Here is a 26,882-nt window from a genome sequence, read left to right on the forward strand (position 1 = left end):
AGCCGGATGAATTTGGCCCTGATCGGCCTGGTGGTCGGCATGGCCCTGGGCTTCGCCGGCTACTTCGGGGGTTTCGCCGCTTTCCTGCTGGTCGCCGTGCTGGGCGCGGTGGGCTTCGTGGTCGGACGGCTGCTGGAGGGCGACATCGAACTCAGCGACCTGGGCGAGCTGTTGCGCGGCCGCGATCGGCGGCGCTGATGGCGCAGCCCGGGCCCGCCGCCGGGCGACGGGCCCCGGCGGAGCGCGGCGCGCTGCGGATCGCCGACCGGGTGCTGGCCCGGATCGCCGCCCGCGCGGCCCGCGACACCCTGGCCGTCGCGTGGGCCGGACGTGCGGGGCGGGCGACCACGACCCCGAGGGTCTCGGTGACCGCGATCGGCCGGGCCAGGCGGCTCACCCTGGGGCTCGACCTCCCCTACCCGGCGGACCTCGCCGCGCTGGCCCTGCTGGTCCGGGCGAAGGTCGCCGAGCAGGTGGCGGCACTGACGGGCGTCCGGCTCGCGGAGGTCGCGGTGGTGGTCGAGCGGCTGGTCCCGGTGCAGGCCGCGGGGACGGCCGCGGTGGAGGACGAGCGGTGACGGTGCAGGAGCCGACGCCGTCGGCCGGGGGTGCACAGCGGCCCGGCCGGGTGCGGCGGCCGAGAGCGCCGAGGACGGCCTGGGCCGGGCTGGTCGCCGGCGCCGTCCTGGTGATCGGCGGGGGGCTGCTCCATGACGTGATCGCCGTGCGTACCGGGCACCCGGCCAGGCCCTGGCGGGCCGAGCTCGCCCGTCAGCTGGCCGTGCGGCACCTGGACGACACCGGGGTGCGGATCGGGGCGGGTGTCGCCGTCCTGCTCGGCCTCTGGTTCTGCCGGCTCGCCCTCGCACCCGGGCTGCGGCGCCGACTGCCGCTGCGCCGGCCCGGTACGGTGATCGACCGTGCCGGCCTGGCCACGCTGATCGCCGACCGCACCTGGGACCTCGCCGACGTGGACGCGGTGGACGTCCGGGTCCGCGGTGCCCGGATCCGGGTGACCGTCAGCAGCGCGGCCGATCCGGTGGTCATCCAGCGGCACCTGCGCGCCGAGCTCGCCCGGATCCCGCTGGCGGTCCCGCACCAGCTCGACGTCCGGGTCCGTCGGCGGGCCGGGGGAACGGGAGGAGCAACCGGGTGAGCAGCCGGAAGGGCCGCCGGAGGAGCCGAGGATGAGCCGAACCGCCGTCAACCGTGCCGTGGTGGCCGTGGCCGGACTGTTCCTGCTGGTCGGCGGGGTGCTGGTACTCGCCGGGGGCTTCGACCTGTACGGGCGGATCGGGCTTGGGCACCCGGGCTGGTGGCCGCTCACCTCGCCGGACCAGCCGCTGGTCGGCGCCGCAGCCCGGACCAGGTGGGCCGACCGCGACTGGTGGTGGCCGACCGTCATCGGCGTCCTCGTCCTGCTGCTCGCCGGGGCCCTCTGGTGGATCTTCGCTCAGCTGCGCCGCAGCGGCCCCGCCGTGCTGCGGCTGCCCGTGCCGGACGGCGGCGGGGCGGTGCTGCGGCTGCGCAGCCGGGCCCTGGAAGAGGCGGTGGCGGCGGAGACCGGCGACCTGCCCGACGTGCTCGGAGCCCGGGTGCGGCTGGTCGGAAACCGACGCCGGCCGCTGCTGCGGGTGGCCGTCCGGCTCCGGGCGAGCGGTCGCCCCGACGACCTGCTGGAACAGTTCCACACCGGCCCCCTGGTCCACGCCAGAACCAGCCTCGGCCTGCCGGACCTCCCCGTCCACCTCCGGCTGCGGGTGGCCACCCCGCGACGGAAGGCCGAGCCGGAGCCGCCCCGGGTGCTCTGAGCTGCTGGGCTCTGCCCGATTGGCCGGCTCTGCCCGGGGGGGGCGGGGCAGCTGCGCAGGGAGCGCGCGATCGGGCCCTCCCGGTCCGGGCCCGGGGAGCGCCGCTGGAGGTGCACGGCCTGTCGCGAGGCGCCCCGCGCCTTTGGGGGTGCTGTCTCAGAGGGTGCGCAGGGCGCCGCCGTCGACGGGGACCATCACTCCGGTCAGGTAGGAGGCGGCCGGCGAGAGCAGGAACGCGGCCACCTTGCCGAACTCCTCGGGGGTGCCGTAACGGCGGAGCGGGATCTGGGCGTTGGCCTGCTCGCGGGCGGCCTCGGGCTCGCCGCCGATGGCGTCCAGTTCGCGCACCCGGTCGGTGTCGATCCGGGCGGGCAGCAGGCCGACGACCCGGATGCCGCGAGGACCGAGCTCGTCGGCGAGCGACTTGGCGGCCATCGCCAGGCCGGGCCGCAGGCCGTTGGAGATCCCGAGGCCGGGGATCGGCTGGCGTACCGAGGCGGAGAGGACGAACCCGATCACACCGCCCGGGCCCAGCTCACCGGCCGCCGTGCGGGCGATCCGCAGCGCGCCGAGGAACACCGACTCGAAGGCGCTGCGCCAGGACTCGTCCTCGGCGAGCAGGACGGGCCCGGCGGTCGGGCCGCCGACGCTGATCAGTACGCCGTCGAACCGCCCGAAGTGCTCCTTCGCGGCCGCGATCAACTGCCCGGCGGTGGCGGGGTCGGCGTTGTCGGCGACCACCCCGTGCGCGTGGTCCGGGCCGCCGAGTCCGGCGACGGCGGCGTCCAGCGACTCCTTGCTGCGGCCGCTGAGCACCACCCGGGCGCCGTCGGCGACCAGTTCGCGCGCGGAGGCCAGGCCGAGCCCCCTGGTGGCGCCGGTCAGTACGTACACCTTCTGCTGAAGTCCGAGATCCATGAGGACATCCTGCCTGCTCCGCCCGCCCGATGGGGAGAGGTGCTTGACCCGGTGGCGCAGCCAGGCTGACAGTGGGTCAGTTGACGTGAACCGGAGGGATGCCGAGATGACCGAGATTTCGCACCGCTACGTCGAATCCGCGAGCGGCCTGCGGATGCATGTGGCCGAGGCCGGGACGGGCCCGCTGGTCCTGCTGCTGCACGGCTTCCCCGAGAGCTGGTACTCCTGGCGGCACCAGCTCGCCGCGCTCGCCGAGGCCGGGTACCACGCGGTCGCACCGGACCAGCGCGGGTACGGCCGTACCGGCGGCCCCGACGAGGTCGAGGCGTACACCATCCCGCACCTGGCCGGCGACGCGCTCGGGCTGATCCCGGCGCTCGGCGAGGAGCGTGCGGTGGTGGTCGGCCACGACTGGGGTGCGCCGGTCGCCTGGGCTTCGGCGCTGTTCCGTCCCGACCTGGTGCGGGGCGTGGTCGGCCTCTCGGTGCCGCCGGCCCCGCGCAGTCCCGCCGCGCCGACCGCCGTGCTGCGCCATCTCTTCGGGGAGGCGCACTACATGCTGTACTTCCAGCAACTCGGCGCCCCCGAGGCTGAGTTGGAGCGTGATCCGCGGACCGGCTTCCGCAAGGTCCTGGGCGGGAAGGGCGAACTCGGCTCGCAGGGAGTGCCGTTGGTGCCGGAGGGTGGCGGATTCCTGGACATCTTCCAGGGCCCGGACCGGCTGCCGGACTGGCTGACGGAGCGTGATCTCGACTTCTACGCAGCAGAGTTCGAGCAGAGCGGCTTCGCCCGCCCGTTGAACTGGTACCGCAACCTGGACCGCTCCTGGGAGCTGACCGCGGCCTGGCAGGGGGCCCGGATCCTGCCGCCCGCGCTGTTCGTCGCGGGGGAGCGGGACCTCGTGGTCGCCAACCCCGCGGCCCGTGAGGGCCTCGGCAGGCTCACCGAGGTGGCCCCCAACCTGCGGGAGACGGTCTGGCTGCCGGACACCGGTCACTGGACCCAGCAGGAGCGGCCCAAGGAGGTCAACGAGGCGTTGATCGACTTCCTGGCCGGACTCTGACGTCCGGCCCGGTGGCCCGGCGGCTCCTGGTACCAGCGGTGACCGGGCGGGGCCGGGTGCCCCGCGTCGGCGGTCGCGCGGAGTCAGGCGGTGACCGGCTCCGGCTCCGGCTCGGGCTCCGGGCCGGAGCCCGGTTCCGGGTCGGGCGCCGGGTCGGAGCGCTGTTCCGGGTCGGGCCCCGGGGCCCCGGTGGCGGTCGGCCTGGCGGCCTCGGCGGCACGCTCCTTGGCCTCGCGGCGGGCCAGGATCACCAGGCCGACCGGTACCAGTGCGGCGAACAGCCACCACTGGATCGCGTACGCCATGTGGGGGCCGATGTCCGAGTGCTCGGGTTCGGGCAGCAGCTCGGGCGCGTCACCGCTCGGGGCGGGGCTGGTGGAGACCAGCTCCAGGTAGCCGCCGAGCACGGTGGTGCCGTTCTCCTCGGCCTGCTGGGCGCTGTTGATCAGCTTGAACTGGCGCGGGGGCAGCCCGCCCCGGTCCCTGATGCCGCTGCTCGCGGTGGTCTCGTCGGCCCGCATCCGGCCGGTCAGCGTGATCTCCCCGCTCGGCGGCCTGGGGACCGTCGGGTAGCTGGTCGCGTCGCCGGGGGAGTCCACCCAGCCGCGGTTCACCAGGACCTCGCCCCTGCCGTCGGCCAGCTTCAGCGGGGTGATCACGAAGAAGCCGACGCTGGTCCCGTTCGGTTCCAGCCGGCTGCGGATCACGAACTCGTGCTCCGCGTCGTACCGCCCGCTCGCCGTCACCGCCTGCCAGGTCCGGTCCGTCGGCACGTTGAAGCCGGGGCCGGACGAGATCGAGTCGAAGGGGACGGGGGCGGCCTGCAGGTTCGTCGCGATGAGCTCGTTGCGGGCCACCCGGGCCTCGTGGCGGTGCAGCTGCCAGAAACCCAGCCGGACCATGGTGGGAATCAGTAGCAGGACGATCAAGGTGATGATCGCCCAACGCCGGGAGAGCAGGAATCGGTACACAACGGCACGCTACGCCCACTTATCCCCGGTCAGACACCGGGGTGCGGGGCTACCTCTCTCAGCAGGTGGAGGAAGGCGTCCTCGCCGAGCACCGGAGTGCCGTACTCGCGGGCCTTGCGGGCCTTCCCGCTCCAGCTGTCGGGCTCGTTGGTGACCAGCAGGCTGGTGAGCCGGCTCACCGAGGTGGCGATGTGCAGGCCCGCCTCGACGGCGCGGTCCTCCAGCAGCTCGCGGTCGGTGGCGGTGTCGCCGGTGATGGCGACCCGCATGCCCTGCATCAGCGGGCTGCCGTCCTGCCAGCGGCCGGGGTTCGGGTACGGGCAGGGCGGCCGCTTCTTGCTCGCCGAGCGGTACGAGGAGCTCCAGGAACCCCGGGCGGGGGCCTGGCCGTCCTCGCCGAGGTCGGTGACGGCCACGCAGGTGGTCAGCGGCAGCGGGATGCCGCCCTGGCGGGCGAGGTGCAGGCTGGGCCGGAACGCCTCGGCGAGCACCCGGGCGTCGTCCAGCGCGTTGTGCGCCTGGCGCTGCTGCACGCCGAAGTACTGGGCCAGGGTGGCCAGCTTGCCGTTGGGCAGCGGCAGGCCGAGGTCGCGGGAGAGCACCATGGTGCAGAGCCGTTGCTCCACGGGGGCGCGCAACCCTGCGCGCGAGTACTCGCGCGAGATCATGTTCCAGTCGAAGAGCGCGTTGTGCGCCACCATCACGCGCCCGCGCAGCCGCTCGCCCAGCTCGTCCGCGATCTCCCGGAAGAGCGGCGCACCGGCGAGCATCCCGCTGGTCAGGCCGTGGATCCAGACCGGGCCCGGGTCGCGCTCCGGGTTCACCAGCGTGTACCAGCTGTCGGTCACCTCGCCGAAGGCGTCCAGCTGGTAGACACCGGCGGAGATGATCCGGTCCGAGCGGCCGAGCCCGGTGGTCTCCACGTCGACCACGGCGAAACCCCGGCCGTGCTCGCCGGTGCGCTGCGCCGGGAGCGGCGCGGCCCAGGGGGAGTCGGCCAGGGCGGAGTCGTCGCTGGGGGACTGGATCGCATGCATGGTCAACCACTCTAAGGGCGGCCGCCCACAGCCCGGGCCGAACCGGTCGGGTGCGGGTGGGCGGAAGTGGCGTACGTGACACTCCGGAATAGAGTGGGCGAGGGGGGAGTCGTACATATGGGCGAATCGCCCGAGCCGTCCGCACCCTGTGACGGCGCCACGTTTTCACCGCGAAGGAACCCCTCATGCGCGCCACCGTGATCCACGGCCCGAACGACATCCGGATCGAGGAGGTGCCCGACCCGAGGATCCAGCGGCCGACCGACGCGGTGGTCCGCGTGGTCAACGCCTGCATCTGCGGCAGTGACCTCTGGGCGTACCGGGGCGTGGCCGCCCGCGAGGCCGGGCAGCGGATCGGGCACGAGTTCCTCGGCATCGTCGAGGAGGTCGGCTCCGAGGTCTCCGGCTTCAGGCCCGGCGACTTCGTGGTGGCCCCGTTCGTCTGGTCCGACGGGACCTGTGACTTCTGCCGCGAGGGCCTGCACACCTCCTGCCCCGAGGGCGGATTCTGGGGCGAGGTGGGCTCCGACGGCGGCCAGGGCGAGGCGGTCCGCGTCCCGTTCGCCGACGGCACGCTGGTCCAGCTGCCCAAGGAGGCGGCGGGCGACCAGGAGCTGCTGCCCGGACTGCTGGCGCTCTCCGACGTGATGAGCACCGGCCACCACGCGGCCGTCTCCGCCGGGGTCCGCCCCGGTGCCACGGTGGCCGTGGTCGGCGACGGCGCGGTCGGCCTGTGCGGCGTGCTGGCGGCGCACCGGCTCGGCGCGGGCCGGGTCATCGCGCTGGGCCGCCACCAGGTCAGGACCGACATCGCCCGCAGGTTCGGCGCCACCGACGTGGTCGCCGAGCGCGGCGAGGCGGCGATCGAGGCGGTGAAGGAGCTGACGGGCGGGCAGGGCGCGCACGCCGTGCTGGAGGCCGTCGGCACCGAGGAGTCCATGCGGACCGCGATCTCCATCGCCCGCGACGGTGGCGCGGTCGGCTACGTCGGGGTCCCGCACGGCGGCAGCGCGGGCGTGGACATCGGCCAGATGTTCGGCCGCAACGTCTCGCTGAACGGCGGTGTCGCCCCGGCCCGCGCGTACATCCCCGAGCTGCTCCCCGACGTGCTCTCCGGGGCCATCGACCCCGGCCTGGTCTTCGACCGCACGGTCGACCTGGCCGGAGTGCCCGACGGCTACCGGGCGATGGACGAGCGCTCCGCACTCAAGGTCCGGATCGGCTTCTGACGCAAGGCTTCTGACGGATCGTCAGACGGGGCGGCGCCGCACGGCGGGGCCGCCCCTCGGCATGTCACGGTCGATTTTCGGCCAGATGTCGCCCATCGGGCCCGGCAGCCTGTCGGCGGCCGTCCGGCGGATCTAGCATGCAGCGGCACGCGCGAGTGTGACGTCTCTCACGTTGCCCTCGTCCCGTAGTGCACCGAAGACGTCAGGAGACACCGAATGGACACTCCGCCGCACGAAGAACACGAAGAACCGGCCCCGCCGGAGGGCCAACGCGTCGACCGGTCCGAGGAGTTCCGCTCGCTGCGCGGGTCCTTCCGGGGGTTCGCCTTTCCGGTGACCGCAGGTTTCATCCTCTGGTACCTGCTGTACGTGCTGCTCTCCAGCTACGCCCCCGCGTTCATGGCGACCAAGGTCGTCGGGCACATCAACGTCGCCCTGGTGCTCGGTCTGCTGCAGTTCGTCAGCACCTTCGCCATCGCGGCCTGGTACGCCCGCTTCGCCGACCGCAGGCTCGACCCGTCGGCCGCCGCCATCCGCGAGAACCACCGGGCCGCCGCCCTGCGCGTGACCCACCAGAGCTCCGCCACCCGCCTGTCCCAGGAGGCCGCCGAATGACAGCCGTCCCGGCCGCCGCCCAGTTGGCCACCGCCGCGAGCAGCCACCGCGGCCTCACCATGACGCTCTTCGGCGTCTTCGTGCTCACCACCCTCGGCATCACCGTCTGGGCCGGGCGCCAGACCAGGGACGCCGCCGACTTCTACGCCGGCGGCCGGGGCTTCACCGGCTTCCAGAACGGTTTGGCGATCTCCGGCGACTACATGTCCGCCGCCTCCTTCCTCGGCATCGCCGGCGCGATCGCCCTCTTCGGCTACGACGGCTTCCTCTACTCGATCGGGTTCCTGGTCGCCTGGCTGGTCGCGCTGCTGCTGATCGCCGAACCTCTGCGCAACTCCGGCCGCTACACGATGGCCGACGTCCTCGCCTTCCGGATGCGCCAGCGCCCGGTCCGCACCGCCGCCGGGATCTCCACCATCGTGGTGTCGATCTTCTACCTGCTGGCCCAGATGGTCGGCGCGGGCTCGCTGGTCGCCCTGCTGCTCGGCGTCAGCGGCGAGGGGGCCAAGCGCTGGACGGTCGTCGCGGTCGGCGCCCTGATGGTGGTCTACGTCGTCATCGGGGGCATGAAGGGCACCACCTGGGTGCAGATCGTCAAGGCCGTGCTGCTGATCGCCGGCGCCGCACTGATGACCGTCCTGGTCCTGGCTAGGTACCACTTCAACATCTCCAGCCTGCTCGGTGCCGCCGCCGACGCCAGTGGCAAGGCCTCCGCCTTCCTGGAGCCCGGACTCAAGTACGGCACCTCGGGGACCACCAAGCTGGACTTCATCAGCCTCGGCCTGGCCCTGGTCCTCGGGACCGCCGGACTGCCGCACATCCTGGTCCGCTTCTACACCGTGCCCACCGCCAAGGCGGCCCGGAAGTCGGTGCTCTGGGCGATCGGGATCATCGGGGTCTTCTACCTGATGACGCTGGCGCTCGGCTTCGGCGCGGCCGCCCTGGTGGGCCCGGCGACCATCAAGGCGTCCAACGCGGCCGGGAACACCGCCGCCCCGCTGCTCGCCCAGGAGCTCGGCGGCGGCGCGGGCTCCACCGGCGGCGCGATCCTGCTCGCGGTGATCTCCGCGGTCGCCTTCGCCACCATCCTCGCCGTGGTCGCCGGTCTCACCCTGGCCTCCTCCGCCTCCTTCGCCCACGACCTCTACGCCAACGTGATCCGGCGCGGGCGGGCGAGCGAGACCGAGGAGGTCCGCTCCGCCAAGCTGGCGGCCGTGGCGATCGGCGCGATCGCCATCGTGCTGAGCATCTTCGCCGACAAGCTCAACACGGCCGCGCTGGTCGCCCTGGCCTTCGCCGTGGCCGCCTCCGCCAATCTGCCGACCCTGCTGTACTCGCTGTTCTGGAAGCGCTTCAACACGGTGGGTGCGGTCAGCTCGGTCTACGCGGGCCTGATCTCCTCGGTGGTCCTGGTGGTCTTCTCCCCCGTGGTCTCGGGCTCCAAGACCTCGCTCCTCCCGCACAGCGACTTCCACTGGTTCCCGCTGGAGAACCCGGGCCTGGTCTCCATCCCGATCGGCTTCCTGGCCGGCTGGATCGGCACCCTGCTCGCCGGGGAGACCGCCGACCCGGCGAAGTACGCTGAACTGGAGGTCCGCTCGCTCACCGGACTGGGTGCCCACTGACGTCCGTACGGCGGACGCCTCGAAGAGGTGTCCGAGCGCCCGGATAAGCTGGCCCGGCCCGCCGTATGCGGCGGCCGGGCCGGCTTTTCTCGGGAAGGGGGCCGCGATGCTCCTCGACACTTTCGGCCGGCAGGCGGTCGACCTGAGGGTCTCCCTCACCGACCGGTGCAATCTGCGCTGCACCTACTGCATGCCGGAACAGGGTCTGCAGTGGCTGGCCAAGCCCGATCTGCTGACCGACGAGGAGATCGTCCGGCTGGTCACGCTCGCCGTCCGCGACCTGGGCGTCCGCGAGGTCCGGTTCACCGGCGGCGAGCCGCTGCTGAGACCCGGCCTGGTCGGCATCGTCGCCGCCTGCGCCGCACTGGCGCCGCGCCCCGAGCTCTCGCTCACCACCAACGGCATCGGCCTGGCCCGGACGGCCACGGCGCTGAAGGCCGCCGGTCTGGACCGGGTCAACGTCTCGCTCGACACCCTGGACGCCGGGACCTTCCACACCCTGAGCCGCCGCCGGCGCCACCAGGACGTCCTGGACGGCCTGGCCGCTGCCGAGGCCGCCGGGCTCACCCCGGTGAAGGTCAACACCGTGCTGATGCGCGACGTCAACGACCACGAGGCCGCCGACCTGCTGGCCTGGTGCCTGGAGCGCGGGTACGAGCTGCGCTTCATCGAGCAGATGCCGCTGGACGCCCAACACGGCTGGGACCGCTCGAAGATGGTCACTGCCGAGGAGATCCTGGACCGGCTGCACGCCCGCTTCCGGCTCACCCCCGAGCCGTCCGCCGCCCGGGGCGCGGCACCCGCCGAACGCTGGCTGGTGGACGGCGGCCCGGCGGGCGTCGGCGTGATCGCCTCGGTCACCCGCCCGTTCTGCCGCGCCTGCGACCGTACCCGGCTCACCGCCGACGGCCAGGTCCGCAACTGCCTCTTCGCGACCGGCGAGACCGATCTGCGGACGGCGCTGCGCTCCGGCGCGGGCGACGCCGAGCTCGCCGAGCTGTGGCGGGCGGCGATGTGGGGCAAGAAGGCCGGTGCGGGGATCGACAACCCCGAGTTCCTCCAGCCCGACCGCCCGATGTCGGCGATCGGCGGGTAGCCGCGCCCGCGCTCCGGCCCCGCGTGGTTCCCGGCCCAGCGCGGCCCTCGACCCGGCGCGGCTCTTGGTGCCGGTGCCGGCTCAGCCCCGGAAGTCGGGGAAGGCCACGACCTCCTTCAGGAACCCCCGTACGCCCAGGAACTGGGCGAGGTGCTCACGGTGCTCGTCGCAGGCGAGCCAGGTCTTGCGCCGGTCCGGGGTGTGCAGCTTGGGGTTGTTCCACACCAGTACCCACTCGGCGGACCGGCGGCAGCCCTTCCCGGAGCAGACCGGTGGACCCTCGGGGCCGTCCGGCGCGCCGAAGAGCGGATGCGAGGGGGTGTCCATGGGAGCCGTCCTGGGAGTCGCGGTGGCGCTGTGCACGGCCAGTCTCGCACTCGCCGCCGGGAGGGCCGACAAGAGGGCATGACGACGCCGGGCAGCCACGGGGGGAGCCGCCCGGCGTCGGTCTGTCGCTCCGACGGGGGATGCGGAGCGCGTACGCAGTATGTCACGGCTTGACCCCCGGATGGCTAGCTCTTTCATGATTAATCTGAGCTGCATCTGAGCTTTCAGGGGTTCTTATCCTGACATACAGGCGCAAAGCGGACAGCAGCTCTTGAGGCTCTGTCAGCTTTCCTTCGAGGCGCCGCCCCCTCCGGTGCCTCCCGGACCCAGCATCAGAGGGGTGTCGGCCGGTACCGCGAAGGTGCTCGGGAGACCCGGAGCCTTCTCCCGGCCGGCGTTGGCGATCAGGACGGCGAAGTACGGCAGCAGGACCGCTCCCGCGAGCGCGGCGTAGGCCACCAGCCGCTGCACGTCCCACATCACCACCGCGAGCAGCACGCACACCGTGCGCAGCAGCATGGAGATCACGTAGCGCCGCTGACGGCCCCGCACGTCGTCGGAGAGGCTGGTGCGTGCTCCGGTGATCCGGAACACCTGCTTGCTCTTGCTCATGACCCACCGCTCCCGTCTGCACCCGCACCCATCGCGGAGTACGGCCACTTCACGGTACGCCGCACCGCGCCCGGGCAGCAGAGCGGGGGAGGCGGAGAGCGTCCGCGCCGCCGCCGCCCGTAGAACGGCGGATCCCGGAGTGCGGCCGGGCCGGGCGCGGCGAACACTGATCGGCAGGACCGATCTCAGGGAGCTGCCATGTGGGCGATCATCTCAGCGCTGATCGAGGGACTGATTCTGGGCGTCATCGCGCGGTTGCTGATCCCGGGCAAGCAGAACATCCCGCTCTGGCTGACCGTGCTGCTGGGAGTGATCGGAGCGATCATCGGCAACCTGGTGGCCCACCTCTTCGGGGTCGCCGACACCAGGGGCTTCGACTGGTGGCGGCACGCCTTCCAGTTGGGCGCCGCCGTCGTGCTGATCGTGGTGGTCACGCCGCTCTGGGCCGCCCGCAGCAAGCCCGGTCCGTGACCGGACCGGGCGCCCACGGCGGTGGACTGGAACACGGCGGTCTGCGCCCTCAGCGGCCACGTCACCTACGCCCCCGACGAGCCGGCGCTCCGCGACCGGCTGCGGGCCGTGGCACCGAGCGGCCCGGCGTGGCGCTGCCTGCGCTGCGCCGTGTTCGCCCCCGGCCCGCCCCAGGGCTCGGGTCCGGCCGACCGGGCGCCGCAGGTGCTCCGCGGCCCTGCGCTCAGGGATGCCGTCATCCTGCGCCTGCTCGCCGTCGAACGGCTGCTGAGGGGCCTGCTCTTCCTGGTACTCGGCTACGCCCTGGTCCGGTTCGAGCGTTCGGAGAACTCGCTGCGGGAGCTGTTCGGGCGGGCGCTGCCACGGGCCGGCGCGCTGGCCGAGGTGTTCGCCGTGAACCTGGACACCAGCTCGACGGTGGGGCACCTGAGGCACCTGCTGGACACCAGGCCGCAGACGCTCCTGCTGGTCGCGGCCGGGCTGTTCGCCTACGCCGCGGTCGAGCTGGTGGAGGCGGTGGGCCTGTGGCGGCTGGCCCGCTGGGGCGAGTACTTCGCGCTCGTCGCCACGGCCGTGTTCCTGCCGCTGGAGATCTACGAACTCGTCGACCGGGTCACGGTGGTGAAGATCGTCATCTTTCTGCTGAACGTCTTCGCGGTGGTCTACCTGCTGTTCGCCAAGCGGCTGTTCGGGCTGCGCGGAGGCAAGGCCGCCTACCAGGCCGCGCGCCGCTCAGGGTCCCTGCTGGAGGTCGAGCGGGCCGCCGCCGGGCCGGCCGACTGAGGGTGCTCAGGCCCGCCCCGGCCCGCCCCGGCCCGCCCCGCCCCGCCCCGCCCGGGACGGGGCAGGGCGCGGCGGGGCGCCGCCTCGAAGCGCGGCGGGCCGGCCGGCGGCCTCAGGACTGTCGGCTGAGGTAGCCGGGCGGGACGGCGTCGGTGAGCCAGACGCCGTTCGCGCTGACCCTGAAGAGGTGACCGGCGGCGGCCATCGCGGCGGCGTCGACGGCCAGCACGACCGGCCGTCCGTGCCGGGAACCCACCCGTACGGCCGTCTCGGTGTCCACGGAGAGGTGGACGTCCTGCCGGGACATCGGGCGCAGGCCCTCCCGGAAGATCGCCTCCAGGGCGCGCCCGGTGGTGCCGTGGTAGAGCACCGGCGGCGGCTGGGTGGTGGGGAGGGCGAGGTCCACCGGCACCGAGTGGCCCTGGCTGGCACGGATGGACCGGCCGTCCTCGGAGTAGGCGAAGCGACGCTTGTTGTTCGTCTCGACCACGACGTCCAGCTCGGCCCGGCCGATCCGCCTGCCGTGCCGGGCGAGGGCGGCGAGCAGGGTGTCCACCCGCACCCAGCCGTTCCCGTCCAGGGTGACCCCGACCGAGTCCGGGGCGTGCCGCAGCACCCGGGACAGCAGTTTCGAGGTCTTGACCAGCTGTTTCTCGTCCACTCCGAGGACCTTTCCGACGGTGGCCGATGTCGGCCGGTACTGGCCGACGTCGGCCGACGGTGTGCCGCTACGACGCCTGGCTGACCGAGCTCATGTTGAACTCGGCGACGCGGACCGGCGGCATCGCGGCGCGGTTGAAGTAGTCGCCCCACTCGCGCGGCAGGCACGGCACGGTGCGGCCGACCTCGGTGATCCGGCTGAGCAGGTCGACCGGGGACTCGTTGAACCGGAAGTTGTTCACCTCGCCGACCACCTCGCCGTTCTCGACCAGGTAGACGCCGTCCCGGGTGAGGCCGGTGAGCAGCAGCGTGGCCGGGTCCACCTCGCGGATGTACCAGAGGCAGGTGAGCAGCAGGCCGCGCTCGGTGCGCGCGATCATCTCGTCCAGCGTGGGTGCGGCCGCCTGGTCGGCGGTCTCCAGGACGAGGTTGTCGATCGGCGGGGTGAGCGGCAGGCCGGTGAGGCCGGCCGAGTGGCGGGTGGTGATGAGGTTGACCAGCCTGCCGTCGCGGATCCAGTCGGTGGCGGTCAGCGGCAGGCCGTTGTCGAAGACCGACTGGGAGTCGTCCGAGCTGTGGGCGACCACGAAGGGGGCCGCCTCCAGGCCCGGCTCGGCGGGGTCGGTGCGCAGGGTCAGCGGCAGCTCGGTGAGCTTCTCGCCGATCCGGGTGGCGCCGCCGGGCTTGCTGAACACGGTCTGGCCCTCGGCCGCGTCCCGGCCGCCGGAGGACCAGTGCAGGTAGATCAGCAGGTCGGAGACGGCCGACGGCGGCAGCAGGGTCTCGTACCGGCCCGCGGGCAGGTCGATCTTCTTCTGGCCCCAGGCGAGCCGCCGGGTGAGCTGCTCGTGCAGCTCGGCGACGTCCACGTCGCGGAAGTCCCGGGTGGCGGCGCCGACCCAGGCGGAGGAGGAGAGGTCGGCGGTCTTGGCGTTGATCTCGACCGAGCCGGTCGGCTGCACGTGGCGCAGCCGCAGGCCGGTGGAGGTGCCGAGGTAGCTGGTGGTCAGCTCGTGGTTGGCGAATCCGTACAGCAGCTGGCCGGCCGCCCGGGCCCGGGCGAAGGCCTCGCCGAGGGCCGGTGCGAACTCGGTGAAGACCTCGACCGTGGTGACGGCGGGGGCCTCGGTGAAGTCCGGCGAGGAGGGCCGGTCGGCGACCAGCGGCTGGGCGTCCTCGGCCGGTTCGGCGGCCCGGGCGGCCTCCTCGGCGGCCCGGACGACGCTCTCCACCTCGTCCAGCGTCACGGCCTCGCGGGTGACCACGCCCGAGGAGGTGCCGCTTTGGCCCTTGTCCACGGTGGCGATGACGGTCAGGCTGCGGCCCCGGCTGACGCCGTTGGTGGTGAGCGCGTTGCCCGCCCAGCGGAGGTTGGCGGAGGACTCCTCGTCGGCGATCACCACGCAGCCGTCGGTACGGGAGAGCTGCAGGGCGCGCTCGACCAGCTCGTGGGGCTGAGTTGCGTTCATCAGTGACCCGCCTCCTGCTGGGTGTTGAGCACGTTGACGTTGCGGAAGAGCGCACTGGGGCAGCCGTGGCTGACCGCCGCGATCTGGCCCGGCTGGGCCTTGCCGCAGTTGAAGGCGCCGCCGAGGACGTAGGTCTGCGGACCGCCGACGGCGCTCATCGAGCCCCAGAAGTCGGTGGTGGTGGCCTGGTAGGCGAAGTCCTTGACCTGGCCGGCCAGTTGGCCGTTGCGGATGGCGAAGGCGCGCTGCCCGGTGAACTGGAAGTTGTACCGCTGCATGTCGATCGACCATGAACGGTCGCCGACGATGTACAACCCGTTCTCCACGTCCGCGATCAGGCCCTCGGTGTCGGGGCCGCCCGCGACCGGCTGGAGCGAGACGTTGGCCATCCGCTGCACCGGGACGTGGGCGGGGGAGTCGGCGAAGGCGCAGCCGTTGGAGCGGCCCAGGCCCTGCTGCCGGGCCATCGCCCGGTCGAGCTGGTAGCCGACCAGGGTGCCGTCCTTGATCAGGTCCCAGGACTGGGTGGCCACCCCCTCGTCGTCGTACCCGATGGTGGACAGGCCGTGCTCGGCGGTGCGGTCGCCGGTGACGTGCATCAGCCCGGAGCCGTACTTGAGCGAGCCCAGCTTGTCGACGGTGGCGAAGGAGGTGCCCGCGTAGGCGGCCTCGTAGCCGAGCGCGCGGTCCAGCTCGGTGGCGTGGCCGATCGACTCGTGGATGGTCAGCCAGAGGTTGGACGGGTCGATCACCAGGTCGTAGCGGCCGGCCCGGACGCTCGGCGCCTTCATCTTCCCGGCCAGCAGCTCGGGCAGTTCGGCCAGCTCGGCGTCCCAGTCCCACCCGGTTCCGCGCAGGTACTCCCAGCCCCGGCCGGCCGGCGGCGCGATGGTGCGCATCGAGTCGAAGGCGCCGGTCCGCTCGTCCACCGCGGTGGCCTCCAGCCACGGGTGGAGGCGGACGCGCTGCTGGGTGGTGACGGTGCCCGCGGTGTCGGCGTAGAACTTGTTCTCCTGCACCGCCAGCAGGTTGGCCTGGACGTGCGAGACACCCTCGGCGGCCAGCAGGCGGCTGCTCCACTCGGCGAGCAGCGCGGTCTTCTCCGCGTCCGGCACGTCGAACGGGTTGACCTCGTACGCGGAGACCCAGCTGGCGTCGGCGTGCACCGGCTCCTCGGCCAGTTCGACCAGGTCCGTGGAGCCCGCGGCGCGGCTGATCCCGCCGGCCAGCCTGGCCACCGCGACGGCCTGCTCGGCGACCTCGGCGGCGGCGTCGGCGGTGAGGTCGACCCCGGCGGCGAAGCCCCAGGCGCCGTCCAGCAGCACCCGGACGGCGAAGCCGAGCCGGACGCTGTCGGAGGAGCCCGCCGGGCGGGCGTCACGCAGCCGTACGGCCGCGCTGCGGACCCGCTCAAGGCGGAAGTCGGCGTGGCTGACGCCGAGTTGGCGGGCCCGGCCGAGCGCGGCGTCGGCCAGCGCACGCAGCGGGTAGGCGAGGAACTGCGGGTCGACGGCGCGGCTGTGCGGCGTGCCGGCGCTGGATGTGGGCGGCATCGGGCTCCCTGGCTCGGGTCGATGGTCGGGGGGCGGGTGCCTCGTCACAGAGGTACCCGCACCGCATCATGTCCGGTCCAACGGGATATCAGCCAGGCAATTTCGTCATCCGGGGGCGCGGGTGGGCCGTGCGGCCCCCGTCCGCGCCCCGACCGCGCCGCTCAGGCGATGCCCTCCCACCAGGGGCTCAGCTCCGGCGGGTTGTCGACGTCCACCCGCTCGCCGGGGCGGGGCACGGCCAGCGGCACGGCCTGCGCCTTGGCCTCGGCGACCAGCCGCTCGATCGGCTCGGCCCACGGGTGCAGGCCCAGGGTGAAGGTGCACCAGTGCACCGGGACGAGCAGTCCGGCCCTCAGGTCGAGGTGGGCCCGGACCGCGTCCTCCGGGGTCATGTGGATGTCGGCCCAGGCCTGGTCGTACGCGCCGACCTGGACCAGGGCGGCGTCGAACGGGCCGTGCCGCTCACCGATCTCGGCGTAGCCCTCGAAGTAGCCCGAGTCCCCGGTGTAGTAGACCTTGCGGTTCGGCCCGGCGACCACCCAGGAGCCCCAGAGGGTGGTGTTGCGGGTGGTGCCCCGGCCGGAGAAGTGGTGGGCGGAGGTCAGGGTGAGGGTGAGGTCGCCGAGGGTGCAGGTCTCGTCCCAGTCCAGCTCGATGATCCGGTGCTCGGGCACGCCCCAGCGGCGCAGGTGGCCGCCGATGCCCAGCGGCACCGCGAAGGGCGCGGACTGCCCGGCCACCAGCCGCTTCACGGTGGCCATGTCGAGGTGGTCGTAGTGGTCGTGCGAGATCAGTACCGCGTCGACCTGCGGCAGGTCCTCCAGCTCGACCGGGACGGGGTGCACCCGCTTGGGGCCGACCTGGGAGACGGGGGAGCAGCGCTCGCTCCAGACCGGGTCGAGCAGCACCCGCTGGCCCTCGATCTCCACCAGCGCGGAGGCGTGCCCGTACCAGGTGATCTCGATGCCCTCGGCGGCGGCGCGGCGGGCACCGCCCTCGGGGACCACCACCGGCACGGGGCGGACGGGCTGCCGGCCCTCGCGCTCGAAGAGCAGCCGGCGCAGGGTGGTGCGGTCGGTCGGCGGGCCGGGGGGAGTCGCGCCGGCCAGCTCGGAGGGCGCGTTGTGGAAGACGCCGTCGCGGAACTGCGGGGAGTTGCGGATCCGGTCGTCGGTGCGGGCGTCCGGGCGGCGCCCGAAGGCGGCGGGGACCTCGCGCAGGGCCCAGGCGGTGGCACCGGCGGCCAGGGCCAGGGCGGTGACGGCCGAAAGCCTCAGGCGACTGCCGGTGCTCGGGTGTGCCTTGCTCATCCGCTCTCTTCGCTTTCCTTCTCGCCGGTGGTGGGCCGCCGCCGGTCGCCCGGAGCGCGTCGCCGCAGACGGCAACCATGCACGGCCGCAGGGGCACGAGCAACCCTGCACCCGCACATCGGGCCGCGGGCGCAGTAACTTCACCGCACCTGCGCACCTGTGCACGGACCGGTCACGTGCCCAGGGCCCGGACGGACCCCAGGGTGCAACGGGCCCGGTGGGGTTGGTTGTTCCCGGTTCGCACCGGTTCTCCGGGGCGATCCGCGGCGGATCCCCTCCGTGCACGCATTGTCGGAACACCACAGATCGAACTGGGCGTACCTGTCGGAGCCGGATTCGTCGCAGCCTCGACGGGACCGATACCGTCACACTGCGTACGCGTTCACTGCGAACGTCCGCAGCCCGGCCGGCACCCCACGTGCCACCCCCCAGAGGCTGCCGACAACTACGGAGAGAGGTGGATCGTTGAGCCGCTCGGTTCTCGTCACCGGAGGTAACCGGGGCATCGGCCTCGCGATCGCCCTTGCCTTCGCCGAGGCGGGGGACAAGGTCGCCATCACCAGCCGCTCGGGCGAGGTCCCCGAGGAGCTGGCGAAGCACAGCGTGATCGCCGTCCGCTGCGACATCAACGACGCCGCCCAGGTGGACGCGGCCTTCACCGAGGTCGAGGCCGCCAACGGCCCGGTCGAGGTGCTGGTCGCCAACGCCGGCATCACCAAGGACACCCTGCTGCTGCGGATGTCGGAGGAGGACTTCACCTCCGTCCTGGACACCAACCTCACCGGGACCTTCCGGGTGGTCAAGCGTGCCTCGGCGAAGATGCTGCGGGCGCGCAAGGGCCGGGTCGTGCTGATCTCCTCGGTGGTCGGTCTCACCGGCTCGCCGGGGCAGGCCAACTATGCGGCCTCCAAGGCCGGCCTGGTCGGCTTCGCCCGTTCGCTGGCGCGCGAGCTCGGTTCGCGCAACATCACCGTGAACGTGGTCGCCCCCGGCTTCGTGGACACCGACATGACCGCGGTGCTCACCGAGGAGCGGCGCAAGGAGATCGTCTCCGGCGTGCCGCTGGGACGTTACGCTGCACCGGCCGAGATCGCGTCGGCGGTGCGTTTCCTCTCCTCGGACGAGGCCGCATACATCACCGGAGCCGTCATTCCCGTCGACGGCGGATTGGGCATGGGTCACTGAACATGAGCGGAATCCTTGAGGGCAAGCGCATCCTGATCACGGGTGTGCTGATGGAGTCCTCCATCGCCTTCCACACCGCCAAGCTCGCCCAGGAGCAGGGCGCCGAGATCATCCTCACGGCCTTCCCCCGCCCCAGCCTGACCGAGCGGATCGCCAAGAAGCTCCCCAAGCCGGTGAAGGTGCTGGAGCTCGACGTCTCCAGCGAGGAGCAGCTGGCAGGCATCGCGGACCAGGTGCGCGAGCACCTGCCCACCCTCGACGGCATCGTGCACTCGATCGGGTTCGCCCCGCAGGACGCGCTGGGCGGCAACTTCCTGAACACCCCGTGGGAGTCCGTGGCGACCGCGATGAACGTCTCGGCGTTCTCGCTGAAGTCGCTGACCATGGCGCTGCTCCCGCTGATGCAGGACGGCGGCTCGGTGGTCGGCCTGACCTTCGACGCGCAGTTCGCCTGGCCGAAGTACGACTGGATGGGCCCGGCCAAGGCCGCGCTGGAGGCCACCTCCCGCTACATGGCCCGTGACCTCGGCGGCCGCAACATCCGGGTCAACCTGGTCTCGGCCGGCCCGATCGGCTCGATGGCCGCCAAGTCCATCCCGGGCTTCGCCGACCTGGCCGCCACCTGGGACACCCGCTCCCCGCTGAAGTGGGACCTCTCCGACCCGGAGCCGGCCGGCCGCGGTGTGGTCGCGCTGCTCTCGGACTGGTTCCCGAAGACCACCGGTGAGATCGTCCACGTGGACGGCGGTCTGCACGCCATCGGCGCCTGACCCTTCGGACACCGTGAGCCCCGGGCCGCTTCGGCCCGGGGCTCACGTGTCTGCGGGCCGCCCGGGCGGGCGCCCGCGGCGGGCGCTCAGACCTCGGTGGTGCCGCAGCCGCCGATCGCCCGGCCCGCCTCGTACGAGGCCCGCTGGGGGTCGTGGTCCCGGATCGCCTCGATGATCCCGTCGTGGCCGAGGTACTTCTCCGGGATCAGCTCCGGTCCGACGTCGTGCCGCAGGTGGGCCCGCAGCACCTCGCTGAGGTCCGCGTAGATCGCCGAGATCACGTCGTTGTGCGCGGCCGCCACCACCGCCTGGTGGAAGGTGGCGTCCGCCTGCACGAAGTCCTCCGGGTCGCCCGAGGACCAGGCCGCCTCCCGCCGGGCCAGCGCGGTCCCCATCAGGGTCAGGTCACGGTCGGTCCGGCGGGCGGCGGCCAGTCCGGCGGCCGCGCTCTCCAGCATCGACCGCAGCTCGGCCACCTGGTCCTGGTCGGCGTCCGCGAACCGGCGGTGCATCACCCCGGCCAGCTCGCTGGTGGCCAGCACGTAGGTGCCCGAGCCCTGGCGGATGTCCAGCAGACCGTTGTGGGCCAGCGCCCGGACGGCCTCCCGGACGGTGTTGCGGGCCACCCCGAGCTGCTCGACCAGCGCCGCCTCGGTGGGAATCCGTGAGCCGACCGGCCATTCGCCCGAGGTGATCTGGGCGCGGAGCTGCGCGATCACCTGATCGGACAGCGGTGTTCGCCGGGTGGCTGACAGCACCATGAACTCTGTCTCCTGCTGTGTGAGGGTCTGCTCGCGCGACCGCATCCGCCGGCGGACCGCACCGGGGTGCGGTCCTGAACCTCGATGAAGGCCCGATGGAGCTCAGGATACCGGGGTGTGTGAATTCATCCCATCATTCTATGATGGGCGCATGTCCACCGCAGCAGACCCCGCCACCGATCCACGCGCCCTGGCGCGGCCCACCGACACCGACCCCACCGCGAGCACCGGGAGCGGCCCCGCCGACCGCCGCAGCCGCTACCTGGCCTGGCTGCTCGCCGCCGCGATCGCGGCCGCCGCGCTCAACCTCCGGCCGGTGGTCACCAGCCTCGGCCCGCTCCTGGACAAGGTCCGCGCCGACCTCGGGATGAACGCCACCGTCGCCGGGTTGCTCACCGCGGTGCCCGCGCTCTGCTTCGCGGTCTTCGGGGTCGCCGCACCCGCCCTGGCCCGGCGGGTCGGTCCGATCGCGGTGGTCACGGCCGGGATGGGGGCCGTCACACTGGGCGTGTTCGCCCGCTCCTTCGCCGGTGGCACGGCGGTCTTCCTGCTGCTGACCGCCGTCGCCCTGGCGGGTGTCGCGGTCTCCAACGTCCTGCTGCCGGTGGTCATCAAGCGGTACTTCCCCCAGCGGGTCGGTCCGATGATCGGCCTCTACTCGATGTCGCTGTCGGTCGGCACCTCGCTGGCCGCCGCGATCACCGTCCCGGTGACCGGCGCGCTGGGCGGTGACTGGCGGCTCGGTCTGGGCGTCTGGGGCCTGCTCGGGATCGTGGCCCTGGTGCTCTGCCTGGTGACGCTCTTCCTGCGCCGGGACGGCGGCGGTGCCACCGGCCGGGCGGCGCAGGGCCCCGCCGCCAGGCTGCCGATCGTGCGCAGCCGCACCGCCTGGGCGCTGGCCGCCTTCTTCGGCCTCCAGTCCACCAGTGCGTACGCCACCATGGGCTGGCTGCCCAAGATCTACCAGGACGCCGGGGTCTCGGAGGGCACCTCCGGGGTGCTGCTGGCGCTGGTGATGGTGGTCAGCGTGCCGGCCTCCTTCGTCCTGCCCAACCTGGCCGCCCGCCGTGGCGACCAGCGGCTGTTCGTGGTGCTGCTGGGGGTGTGCGGAATCCTCGGCTACGTCGGCCTGGCGTTCGCGGCGGGTACGGTCTCCTGGCTGTGGGCCACCCTGGTCGGTCTGTCGATGTGCGCCTTCCCGCTCGCGCTGACCATGATCGGCCTGCGGGCCAGGACCTCGGGCGGCGTGGCCCAGCTCTCGGCCTTCGCCCAGAGCCTCGGGTACCTGATCTCCATTCCGGGCCCGATCCTGGTGGGCACCATCTACCAGGCCACCGGCTCCTGGTACCTGCCGTTGGGCTTCCTGGCGGTGCTGCTGGTCCCGCAGATGCTGGTCGGCGTGCGCGCGGCGCGGGCCCGGCACATCGAGGACGAGGCCCCGGCCGCCGGGGTTGCGGCGGCCGCCTGAGTCGTGCCGGCCGGCCGGCACCAAGTGCAGGTCAAGAGCGCCACCCCGGTTTCCGTCCGGCGGGCCGCGGATGCGAGACTCGGCGCCATGCCCGTTCTCGAACCGAATCCGCCGAATGGCCAGAAGAAGCTGCTGCAGATGCTCGGTCTGATCGCCGCGATCGTCGTGGTGGTGTCGATCATCGCCAGCGTCGCCCAGAGCATGGGCTGACGCAGGAGCGGCCCGGGGTGCTCCACTCCTGCGGGTGGTGCCGGTCGGGGGCGGCGCGCCCGGCGGCCGGTTTTCTGGAAAGCTCTTGGAGTATGAGCGCCGACACGCCCCGCAGGATCATCGTTCTCCGCCACGCCAAGGCCGACTGGCCGAACCAGGTGGACGACCACGAGCGGCCGCTCGCCGACCGTGGTCAGGCCCAGGCGAAGGAGGCCGGCGTCTGGCTCGCCGACTCCGGTATCAGCCCAGACCTCGTGCTCTGCTCGACCTCGCTCCGCACCAGGGAGACCTGGAAGCTGGCCGTCCACGGCCTCGCCCGCAGGCCCCGGAAGACGGTCTACGAGGAGCGGCTCTACGAGGCCAGTGCCGGCGAGATCATCACGGTGCTGCAGGAGACCCCCGAGGAGTACGCCGACGTGCTGCTGGTCGGCCACAACCCGGGGGTGCTCGGACTGACCCAGATCCTGGCGGGCGACGAGGGCGACCCCGAGGCGCTCAACCGCCTGCGGCTGGGCGGGTTCCCGACGGCGGCGGTCGCGGTGCTGGGCTTCACGGGCTCCTGGAAGGACGTCGAGCCGGGTGTGGCGAGGCTGGACACCTTCCACACCCCGCAGGACTGACCCGGGGCGTCCAGGGGCGCGGGGCGGTGACACGGGACTGCGGTCCCGCGGTGCCGTCCCCCCGTGCCCCTGGGAGCGCTGCCGCCGGTGGACGCCTCAGTCCACCAGGTCGGCGGCCTCCACCTCCTCGCGGGTGATCCCGAGCAGGTAGAGCACGGTGTCCAGGAAGGGCACGTTCACCGCGGTGTCGGCGGCCTCCCGGACCACCGGCTTGGCGTTGAAGGCGACCCCGAGACCGGCCGCGTTCAGCATGTCGAGGTCGTTGGCCCCGTCGCCGATCGCCACCGTCTGCTCCAGCGGCACCCGCGCCTGCTCGGCGAACCGCGCCAGCCAGCGCGCCTTGCCGGCCCGGTCCACGATCTCGCCGGTCACCCGGCCGGTGAACCTGCCGTCCTCGACCTCCAGGGTGTTGGCGGCGGCGAAGTCCAGGCCCAGCAGCTCCACCAGGTGGTCGGTGACCTGGGTGAACCCGCCGGAGACGATCCCCACCTGGTAGCCGAGCCGCTGGAGGGTGCGGATCAGGGTGCGGGCGCCCGGCGTCAGCCGCACCTCGGCGCGGACCTTCTCGGTCACGCCGGCGTCCAGCCCGGCCAGCAGGGCGACCCGGGCCCGGAGCGACTCCGCGAAGTCCAGCTCGCCGCGCATCGCTGCGGCGGTCACCTCGGCGACCTGCTCCTCGCAGCCGGCGTGCGCGGCGAAGAGCTCGATCACCTCGTCCTGGATCAGGGTGGAGTCCACGTCCATCACGATCAGGCGCTTGGCCCGGCGGTGCAGGCCGGCCTGGACCACCGCGATGTCCACCCGCTGTGCGGCCGCCTCGACGGCCAGCTCGGCCCGCAGCTGCTCGGTGGCGACCCCGGAGACGGCCAGTTCGACGGCGGTCACCGGGTACTTGGCCAGGCGGAAGACGCGGTCGATGTTGCCACCGGCCTCGGAGACGCGGTTGGCCAGCGCCGCGACGGCGGTGGCGGTCAGCGGGTGGCCGAGCACGGTGACGTGCGAGCGGCCCTCCCGGCGGGGACGGTTGTCGCCGATGCCCGAGATGATCTCGGCCTGGAGCCGGAGGCCCTCGGCCCAGCGGTGCACGGTGACCCGCAGCGTGCCCTCGGCATCCGGCGCGGGCGGGGGAGTGATCAGGGCGCACAGCGTTATCCGGCCACGGGTGACCATCTGCTCGATGTCGATCACGTCGACGCCGAATTCGCCGAGCGTGGCGAACAGGCCCGCGGTGATTCCGGGACGGTCCTTGCCGAACACCTTGACCAGCAGGGTGCGCTCGTCGTCGGCGCCGCGCCGGGCGAGCGGGGCGGAGGGCTGCGGGGCGGGGAGGGGCTCAGCGGCCGGAGGCGATGCGTTCATGGTGTCTCCCACGCTACCGGGCCACCGGCCCCGTTCACCGCACCCGTCCGGACCGCGGACGCGCTGCGCAGGGCGCGCGGGGGCCCGCGCGAAGCGGCGGCCGGCCGGGGCCGTCCGGACCCGGCGGGCCCCTCGCGGCGGGTGGCGCCCCGGTGGGCCCGGGGCCGTCGGACGGCGGTGCGTCCCGGGTGCCCGCGCTGTCCTGCCTCTGGAGGTTGCGTGAAGGTTGTGCCGACGGCGGACCGGACTTTGGGCGCGCGGCGCCCGGCTGGAATGATGCGCCCTGTCAGAATCAGGAACACCCGGGGGACCGGAGAGCGGGGCGGGCGGACAGTGCCGCAACTCGTAGCAGAGATCAACGGGCAGCAGCGGGTTCTGGAGCCCGGACAGTCGTACACCATCGGGCGCGACCCGGGCTCGGACTTCCGGTTCGAGGACGCCAGGGTCTCCTGGCAGCACGCCACCATCTCCTTCGACGGTGCGAGCTGGCAGTTCGAGGACCACGGCAGCACCAACGGCAGTTACGCCTCGGGCGGGCGGACGCTGCGCGCGCAGCTGCTGCCGGGCACCGTGCTGCACCTCGGCAACGCCGAGAGCGGGCCCAGGCTCGCCTTCTCGGCCCCGGCCGGGGTGCCGTCCCAGCCGCAGGCCGCGCAGCCGCAGAGCCCGTCCTGGTACGAGTCCACCACGGCGCCCAGGCCGGGCCCGAGCGCGTCCCAGCACCAGCAGTACCAGCAGCAGCCGGCGATGCCGCAGCAGCCCTGGCCCGCCCAACCGCCGGTCCAGCAGCCCCAGCAGCAGTGGCCGGCCGCGCAGCCGTCCGGGTTCCCGGAGCAGCAGGCCCCCGCCCCGCAGCCCTCCGGCGGCGGCGCGCAGTCCCAGCCGGGCCTCGGGAACCCGACCATGGTGCGCAGCCTCAGTGCGGGGTCGCGGACCATCCGGATCGGCCGTGCGCTGGACAACGACATCGTGGTCTCCGACCTCCAGGTCTCCCGCCACCACGCCGAGCTGCGCCAACTGCCCGACGGCCGCTGGGAGATCGTCGACCTCGGCAGTCACAACGGGATCTTCCTCAACGGGCAGCCGGTGGAACGCCAGCTGATGGGGCAGCAGGACCGCCTGACGGTCGGCCACTCCACCTTCACCCTGGTCGGCGACCAGCTGCAGGAGTTCGTCGACACCGGCGCGGTCTCCTTCTCCGCCCGCCACCTGACCGTCGAGGTCGAGCACAAGGGCGCGAAGAAGGTCCTGCTGAACGACGTCAGCTTCTCCGTCCCGGAGAAGTCCCTGGTCGCCGTCATCGGCCCGTCGGGCTCCGGCAAGTCGACCCTGCTGCGCGCGCTCACCGGCTACCGTCCCGCCGACCGGGGTGACGTCCTCTACGACGGACGCAACCTCTACAAGCAGTTCGCCGAACTCCGCTCGCGGATCGGCCTGGTGCCGCAGTCGGAGATCCTGCACAAGGAACTCACCGTCCGCACCGGCCTCAAGTACGCCGCCCGGCTGCGCTTCCCCGGCGACACCGAGCCCGCCGAGCGCGAGCGCCGGATCGACGAGGTGCTGTACGAGCTGCGCCTGGACAAGCGCGCCGACAACCGCATCACCGCGCTCTCCGGCGGCCAGCAGAAGCGTGTCTCGGTCGCGCTGGAACTGCTCACCAAGCCGTCGCTGATCTTCCTGGACGAGCCCACCTCCGGCCTCGACCCGGGCATGGACCGCGAGGTCATGCAGACCCTGCGCGGGCTCGCCGACGACGGCCGCACGGTCCTGGTGGTCACCCACTCGGTGGCCGAACTGGCGCTCTGCGACCGGCTGCTGGTGATGGCACCGGGTGGTTCGGTGGCGTACTTCGGTCCGCCGGACGAGGCGCTGCACTTCTTCGGCTACGAGACCTGGGCCGACGTCTTCCAGGCCTTCGAGAACTACCCCGACCACGACTGGGCCGGCCGCTACCGGGGTTCGGTGCACTACCAGCAGTACTCGGCGGACGTGGACTCGGTCGCCGCCCAGTCGCCCGCCATCGCCCGCGAACAGATCCGCCCGCCCAAGCCGCAGAGCTGGGGCTCCCAGCTGTGGACGCTGATCCGCCGCTACCTCTCGGTGATCGGCTCCGACTGGGGTTTCATCCTGCTGTCGCTGCTGATGCCGCTGGTGCTCGGCGTGGTGAGCACGATGATCCCCGACGACTTCGGGCTGCAACCCAGCCCGAAGACGCACACCAACGGCACCTCCGCCATGATCCTGCTGGTGCTCGCCTTCGGCGCCTGCCTGTCCGGTACGGCCAACTCCGTCCGTGAGCTGATCAAGGAACGGGCGATCTACGAACGGGAACGCGCCACCGGGCTCTCCCGGTCGGCGTACCTGATGTCGAAGATCATCGTGCTCGGGGTGGTCAGCGTCCTGCAGGGCGCGATCATCTCGGGGATCGGCTTCGGGGTGCGCAAGCTGCCCGCCGAGGGCCTGGTGTTCAAGCACGCGCCCGCCGTCGAGATGGCGGTCGGCATCATCCTGCTCAGCGTCACCTCGATGATGGTCGGCCTGGTGATCTCCGCCCTGGTCAAGACGGCCGAGAAGACCATGCCGCTGCTGGTGATGTTCGCCATCGTGCAGATGGTCTTCACCGGTGCGGTGTTCCAGCTCTTCCACAAGCCGGGCCTGGAGCAGCTGGCCTGGCTGATGCCCGCCCGCTGGGGCCTGGCCGCCACGGGCAACACCCTGGACCTGGCGCACATCGCCCCGATGGGCAGCAAGCCCGGGGAGATCGACGCGCTCTGGGAGCACTCGGTCGGCCACTGGGCCGTCAACTGCCTCGTCCTGCTGGCCATGTCGGTCGCGCTGGCGTTCCTGGTGCAGCGGCTCCAGCGCCGACACGAGCCCGAGGTCATGCAGAAGGGCTGACCCGCAGGACCCGCACGGGCGGCGGTAGCGTGGGGCACATGACCGCCGACCAGCCCACACC

28 protein-coding genes are annotated in these 26,882 nt (G+C 72.8%); 17 read left to right on the forward strand and 11 right to left on the reverse strand.

Features of this window, described 5'->3' with window-relative positions; translation table 11 throughout:
- Positions 1-6 precede the first annotated feature (6 nt).
- Genes ACFC1R_RS12450 through ACFC1R_RS12465 form a run of 4 tightly spaced genes read left to right on the forward strand, consistent with a single transcriptional unit; the run spans position 7 to position 1,811 of the window.
- The gene (locus tag ACFC1R_RS12450; RefSeq protein ID WP_045303955.1) at positions 7-198 is read left to right on the forward strand and encodes a hypothetical protein; all 192 of its coding nucleotides are present in this window, start codon (positions 7-9) and stop codon (positions 196-198) included.
- Positions 198-578, forward strand: a complete 381-nt coding sequence (locus tag ACFC1R_RS12455) for a hypothetical protein (RefSeq protein ID WP_375936955.1) — start codon at positions 198-200, stop codon at positions 576-578. Before ACFC1R_RS12450 ends, ACFC1R_RS12455 begins: the two co-directional genes overlap by 1 nt.
- Complete coding sequence (locus ACFC1R_RS12460) at positions 575-1,156, forward strand: DUF6286 domain-containing protein (protein ID WP_375936958.1); 582 nt, start codon at positions 575-577, stop codon at positions 1,154-1,156. The genes ACFC1R_RS12455 and ACFC1R_RS12460 overlap by 4 nt, the downstream gene beginning before the upstream one ends.
- 31 nt (positions 1,157-1,187) lie before the next feature.
- A complete protein-coding gene (locus ACFC1R_RS12465; protein WP_375936961.1) occupies positions 1,188-1,811 on the forward strand; it encodes an alkaline shock response membrane anchor protein AmaP in 624 nt (207 codons plus the stop codon).
- A gap of 156 nt (positions 1,812-1,967) precedes the next feature.
- On the opposite strand, the gene ACFC1R_RS12470 is transcribed toward ACFC1R_RS12465, so the two are convergent.
- Positions 1,968-2,729: an SDR family oxidoreductase gene (locus tag ACFC1R_RS12470; protein WP_375936964.1), complete on the reverse strand. Its 762-nt coding sequence runs from the start codon at positions 2,727-2,729 to the stop codon at positions 1,968-1,970.
- A gap of 106 nt (positions 2,730-2,835) precedes the next feature.
- Between ACFC1R_RS12470 and ACFC1R_RS12475 the strand changes: the two genes are divergently transcribed.
- On the forward strand, positions 2,836-3,792 hold the full coding sequence (locus ACFC1R_RS12475) for an alpha/beta fold hydrolase (protein WP_375936967.1): 957 nt from the start codon (positions 2,836-2,838) through the stop codon (positions 3,790-3,792).
- A gap of 83 nt (positions 3,793-3,875) precedes the next feature.
- Here ACFC1R_RS12475 and ACFC1R_RS12480 read toward each other — a convergent pair whose 3' ends face one another.
- Positions 3,876-4,763, reverse strand: coding sequence for an SURF1 family protein (locus ACFC1R_RS12480; RefSeq protein WP_375936970.1), 888 nt, complete (start codon positions 4,761-4,763; stop codon positions 3,876-3,878).
- Between the two features lie 29 nt (positions 4,764-4,792).
- Complete coding sequence (locus ACFC1R_RS12485) at positions 4,793-5,800, reverse strand: DEDDh family exonuclease (protein ID WP_375936973.1); 1,008 nt, start codon at positions 5,798-5,800, stop codon at positions 4,793-4,795.
- Positions 5,801-5,985: 185 nt separating this feature from the next.
- Between ACFC1R_RS12485 and ACFC1R_RS12490 the strand changes: the two genes are divergently transcribed.
- The 4 genes from ACFC1R_RS12490 to moaA all read left to right on the forward strand — a co-directional run bounded on the left by ACFC1R_RS12490 (position 5,986) and on the right by moaA (position 10,365).
- On the forward strand, positions 5,986-7,029 hold the full coding sequence (locus ACFC1R_RS12490; RefSeq protein WP_375936976.1) for a zinc-dependent alcohol dehydrogenase family protein: 1,044 nt from the start codon (positions 5,986-5,988) through the stop codon (positions 7,027-7,029).
- A gap of 216 nt (positions 7,030-7,245) precedes the next feature.
- Positions 7,246-7,644: a DUF485 domain-containing protein gene (locus ACFC1R_RS12495; protein ID WP_375936979.1), complete on the forward strand. Its 399-nt coding sequence runs from the start codon at positions 7,246-7,248 to the stop codon at positions 7,642-7,644.
- The gene (locus ACFC1R_RS12500; protein ID WP_375936982.1) at positions 7,641-9,269 is read left to right on the forward strand and encodes a cation acetate symporter; all 1,629 of its coding nucleotides are present in this window, start codon (positions 7,641-7,643) and stop codon (positions 9,267-9,269) included. Before ACFC1R_RS12495 ends, ACFC1R_RS12500 begins: the two co-directional genes overlap by 4 nt.
- Positions 9,270-9,375: 106 nt before the next feature.
- On the forward strand, positions 9,376-10,365 hold the full coding sequence (moaA, locus tag ACFC1R_RS12505) for a GTP 3',8-cyclase MoaA (RefSeq protein WP_375936984.1): 990 nt from the start codon (positions 9,376-9,378) through the stop codon (positions 10,363-10,365).
- A gap of 81 nt (positions 10,366-10,446) precedes the next feature.
- Here moaA and ACFC1R_RS12510 read toward each other — a convergent pair whose 3' ends face one another.
- Positions 10,447-10,692, reverse strand: a complete 246-nt coding sequence (locus ACFC1R_RS12510) for a hypothetical protein (RefSeq protein WP_375936987.1) — start codon at positions 10,690-10,692, stop codon at positions 10,447-10,449.
- A gap of 282 nt (positions 10,693-10,974) precedes the next feature.
- Positions 10,975-11,304, reverse strand: a complete 330-nt coding sequence (locus ACFC1R_RS12515; protein WP_375936990.1) for a DUF3099 domain-containing protein — start codon at positions 11,302-11,304, stop codon at positions 10,975-10,977.
- 198 nt (positions 11,305-11,502) lie between these two features.
- On the opposite strand from ACFC1R_RS12515, the gene ACFC1R_RS12520 reads away from it, so the two are divergent.
- Both ACFC1R_RS12520 and ACFC1R_RS12525 read left to right on the forward strand, forming a co-directional pair.
- Positions 11,503-11,775 (forward strand): GlsB/YeaQ/YmgE family stress response membrane protein, encoded by a 273-nt coding sequence (locus tag ACFC1R_RS12520; protein WP_375936993.1) that lies wholly within the window; start codon positions 11,503-11,505, stop codon positions 11,773-11,775.
- A 21-nt stretch (positions 11,776-11,796) separates the two neighbouring features.
- Positions 11,797-12,558 (forward strand): DUF2127 domain-containing protein, encoded by a 762-nt coding sequence (locus ACFC1R_RS12525; protein WP_375936996.1) that lies wholly within the window; start codon positions 11,797-11,799, stop codon positions 12,556-12,558.
- A 112-nt stretch (positions 12,559-12,670) separates the two neighbouring features.
- Here the strand turns inward: ACFC1R_RS12525 and ACFC1R_RS12530 are convergent, their stop codons facing one another.
- From ACFC1R_RS12530 to ACFC1R_RS12545, 4 genes are all read right to left on the reverse strand, one after another.
- Complete coding sequence (locus ACFC1R_RS12530) at positions 12,671-13,219, reverse strand: RNA 2'-phosphotransferase (RefSeq protein ID WP_375936999.1); 549 nt, start codon at positions 13,217-13,219, stop codon at positions 12,671-12,673.
- 67 nt (positions 13,220-13,286) lie between these two features.
- A complete protein-coding gene (locus ACFC1R_RS12535; RefSeq protein ID WP_375937002.1) occupies positions 13,287-14,687 on the reverse strand; it encodes a metallopeptidase TldD-related protein in 1,401 nt (466 codons plus the stop codon).
- A complete protein-coding gene (locus ACFC1R_RS12540; RefSeq protein ID WP_375937005.1) occupies positions 14,687-16,240 on the reverse strand; it encodes a TldD/PmbA family protein in 1,554 nt (517 codons plus the stop codon). Before ACFC1R_RS12540 ends, ACFC1R_RS12535 begins: the two co-directional genes overlap by 1 nt.
- Before the next feature lie 161 nt (positions 16,241-16,401).
- Positions 16,402-17,550: an MBL fold metallo-hydrolase gene (locus ACFC1R_RS12545; protein WP_375937008.1), complete on the reverse strand. Its 1,149-nt coding sequence runs from the start codon at positions 17,548-17,550 to the stop codon at positions 16,402-16,404.
- Positions 17,551-18,015: 465 nt separating this feature from the next.
- Here ACFC1R_RS12545 and fabG point away from each other — a divergent pair, with 465 nt between their 5' ends.
- The gene (fabG, locus tag ACFC1R_RS12550; protein WP_375937011.1) at positions 18,016-18,735 is read left to right on the forward strand and encodes a 3-oxoacyl-[acyl-carrier-protein] reductase; all 720 of its coding nucleotides are present in this window, start codon (positions 18,016-18,018) and stop codon (positions 18,733-18,735) included.
- 2 nt (positions 18,736-18,737) lie between these two features.
- Positions 18,738-19,505, forward strand: coding sequence for an enoyl-ACP reductase FabI (fabI, locus tag ACFC1R_RS12555; RefSeq protein WP_045303935.1), 768 nt, complete (start codon positions 18,738-18,740; stop codon positions 19,503-19,505).
- An 86-nt stretch (positions 19,506-19,591) separates the two neighbouring features.
- Here the strand turns inward: fabI and ACFC1R_RS12560 are convergent, their stop codons facing one another.
- On the reverse strand, positions 19,592-20,266 hold the full coding sequence (locus ACFC1R_RS12560; RefSeq protein WP_375937015.1) for a FadR/GntR family transcriptional regulator: 675 nt from the start codon (positions 20,264-20,266) through the stop codon (positions 19,592-19,594).
- 151 nt (positions 20,267-20,417) lie between these two features.
- Between ACFC1R_RS12560 and ACFC1R_RS12565 the strand changes: the two genes are divergently transcribed.
- The 3 genes from ACFC1R_RS12565 to ACFC1R_RS12575 all read left to right on the forward strand — a co-directional run bounded on the left by ACFC1R_RS12565 (position 20,418) and on the right by ACFC1R_RS12575 (position 22,564).
- Positions 20,418-21,734, forward strand: a complete 1,317-nt coding sequence (locus ACFC1R_RS12565; protein ID WP_375937018.1) for a CynX/NimT family MFS transporter — start codon at positions 20,418-20,420, stop codon at positions 21,732-21,734.
- Positions 21,735-21,821: 87 nt separating this feature from the next.
- A complete protein-coding gene (locus ACFC1R_RS12570) occupies positions 21,822-21,944 on the forward strand; it encodes an SGM_5486 family transporter-associated protein (protein ID WP_375937021.1) in 123 nt (40 codons plus the stop codon).
- Between the two features lie 92 nt (positions 21,945-22,036).
- The gene (locus tag ACFC1R_RS12575) at positions 22,037-22,564 is read left to right on the forward strand and encodes a histidine phosphatase family protein (protein ID WP_375937024.1); all 528 of its coding nucleotides are present in this window, start codon (positions 22,037-22,039) and stop codon (positions 22,562-22,564) included.
- A gap of 96 nt (positions 22,565-22,660) precedes the next feature.
- On the opposite strand, the gene serB is transcribed toward ACFC1R_RS12575, so the two are convergent.
- The gene (gene serB, locus ACFC1R_RS12580) at positions 22,661-23,923 is read right to left on the reverse strand and encodes a phosphoserine phosphatase SerB (protein WP_375937026.1); all 1,263 of its coding nucleotides are present in this window, start codon (positions 23,921-23,923) and stop codon (positions 22,661-22,663) included.
- Positions 23,924-24,199: 276 nt separating this feature from the next.
- Between serB and ACFC1R_RS12585 the strand changes: the two genes are divergently transcribed.
- Complete coding sequence (locus ACFC1R_RS12585; RefSeq protein ID WP_375937029.1) at positions 24,200-26,821, forward strand: FHA domain-containing protein; 2,622 nt, start codon at positions 24,200-24,202, stop codon at positions 26,819-26,821.
- The last annotated feature ends 61 nt before the right edge of the window (positions 26,822-26,882 follow it).

This window comes from Kitasatospora sp. NPDC056138, from assembly GCF_042264695.1.
Taxonomy (GTDB): Bacteria; Actinomycetota; Actinomycetes; order Streptomycetales; family Streptomycetaceae; genus Kitasatospora.

Excerpts from the sequence above, each read along its gene's own strand:
- ACFC1R_RS12450 (WP_045303955.1), top strand. The coding sequence starts at position 7 with ATGAATTTGGCCCTGATCGGCCTGGTGGTCGGCATGGCCCTGGGCTTC.
- ACFC1R_RS12455 (WP_375936955.1), top strand. The coding sequence starts at position 198 with ATGGCGCAGCCCGGGCCCGCCGCCGGGCGACGGGCCCCGGCGGAGCGC.
- ACFC1R_RS12465 (WP_375936961.1), top strand. The coding sequence starts at position 1,188 with ATGAGCCGAACCGCCGTCAACCGTGCCGTGGTGGCCGTGGCCGGACTG.
- ACFC1R_RS12470 (WP_375936964.1), bottom strand. The coding sequence starts at position 2,729 with ATGGATCTCGGACTTCAGCAGAAGGTGTACGTACTGACCGGCGCCACC.
- ACFC1R_RS12475 (WP_375936967.1), top strand. The coding sequence starts at position 2,836 with ATGACCGAGATTTCGCACCGCTACGTCGAATCCGCGAGCGGCCTGCGG.
- ACFC1R_RS12485 (WP_375936973.1), bottom strand. The coding sequence starts at position 5,800 with ATGCATGCGATCCAGTCCCCCAGCGACGACTCCGCCCTGGCCGACTCC.
- ACFC1R_RS12490 (WP_375936976.1), top strand. The coding sequence starts at position 5,986 with ATGCGCGCCACCGTGATCCACGGCCCGAACGACATCCGGATCGAGGAG.
- ACFC1R_RS12495 (WP_375936979.1), top strand. The coding sequence starts at position 7,246 with ATGGACACTCCGCCGCACGAAGAACACGAAGAACCGGCCCCGCCGGAG.
- ACFC1R_RS12500 (WP_375936982.1), top strand. The coding sequence starts at position 7,641 with ATGACAGCCGTCCCGGCCGCCGCCCAGTTGGCCACCGCCGCGAGCAGC.
- moaA (WP_375936984.1), top strand. The coding sequence starts at position 9,376 with ATGCTCCTCGACACTTTCGGCCGGCAGGCGGTCGACCTGAGGGTCTCC.
- ACFC1R_RS12510 (WP_375936987.1), bottom strand. The coding sequence starts at position 10,692 with ATGGACACCCCCTCGCATCCGCTCTTCGGCGCGCCGGACGGCCCCGAG.
- ACFC1R_RS12515 (WP_375936990.1), bottom strand. The coding sequence starts at position 11,304 with ATGAGCAAGAGCAAGCAGGTGTTCCGGATCACCGGAGCACGCACCAGC.
- ACFC1R_RS12520 (WP_375936993.1), top strand. The coding sequence starts at position 11,503 with ATGTGGGCGATCATCTCAGCGCTGATCGAGGGACTGATTCTGGGCGTC.
- ACFC1R_RS12535 (WP_375937002.1), bottom strand. The coding sequence starts at position 14,687 with ATGAACGCAACTCAGCCCCACGAGCTGGTCGAGCGCGCCCTGCAGCTC.
- ACFC1R_RS12540 (WP_375937005.1), bottom strand. The coding sequence starts at position 16,240 with ATGCCGCCCACATCCAGCGCCGGCACGCCGCACAGCCGCGCCGTCGAC.
- ACFC1R_RS12545 (WP_375937008.1), bottom strand. The coding sequence starts at position 17,550 with ATGAGCAAGGCACACCCGAGCACCGGCAGTCGCCTGAGGCTTTCGGCC.
- fabI (WP_045303935.1), top strand. The coding sequence starts at position 18,738 with ATGAGCGGAATCCTTGAGGGCAAGCGCATCCTGATCACGGGTGTGCTG.
- ACFC1R_RS12560 (WP_375937015.1), bottom strand. The coding sequence starts at position 20,266 with ATGGTGCTGTCAGCCACCCGGCGAACACCGCTGTCCGATCAGGTGATC.
- ACFC1R_RS12565 (WP_375937018.1), top strand. The coding sequence starts at position 20,418 with ATGTCCACCGCAGCAGACCCCGCCACCGATCCACGCGCCCTGGCGCGG.
- ACFC1R_RS12570 (WP_375937021.1), top strand. The coding sequence starts at position 21,822 with ATGCCCGTTCTCGAACCGAATCCGCCGAATGGCCAGAAGAAGCTGCTG.
- ACFC1R_RS12575 (WP_375937024.1), top strand. The coding sequence starts at position 22,037 with ATGAGCGCCGACACGCCCCGCAGGATCATCGTTCTCCGCCACGCCAAG.
- serB (WP_375937026.1), bottom strand. The coding sequence starts at position 23,923 with ATGAACGCATCGCCTCCGGCCGCTGAGCCCCTCCCCGCCCCGCAGCCC.
- ACFC1R_RS12585 (WP_375937029.1), top strand. The coding sequence starts at position 24,200 with ATGCGCCCTGTCAGAATCAGGAACACCCGGGGGACCGGAGAGCGGGGC.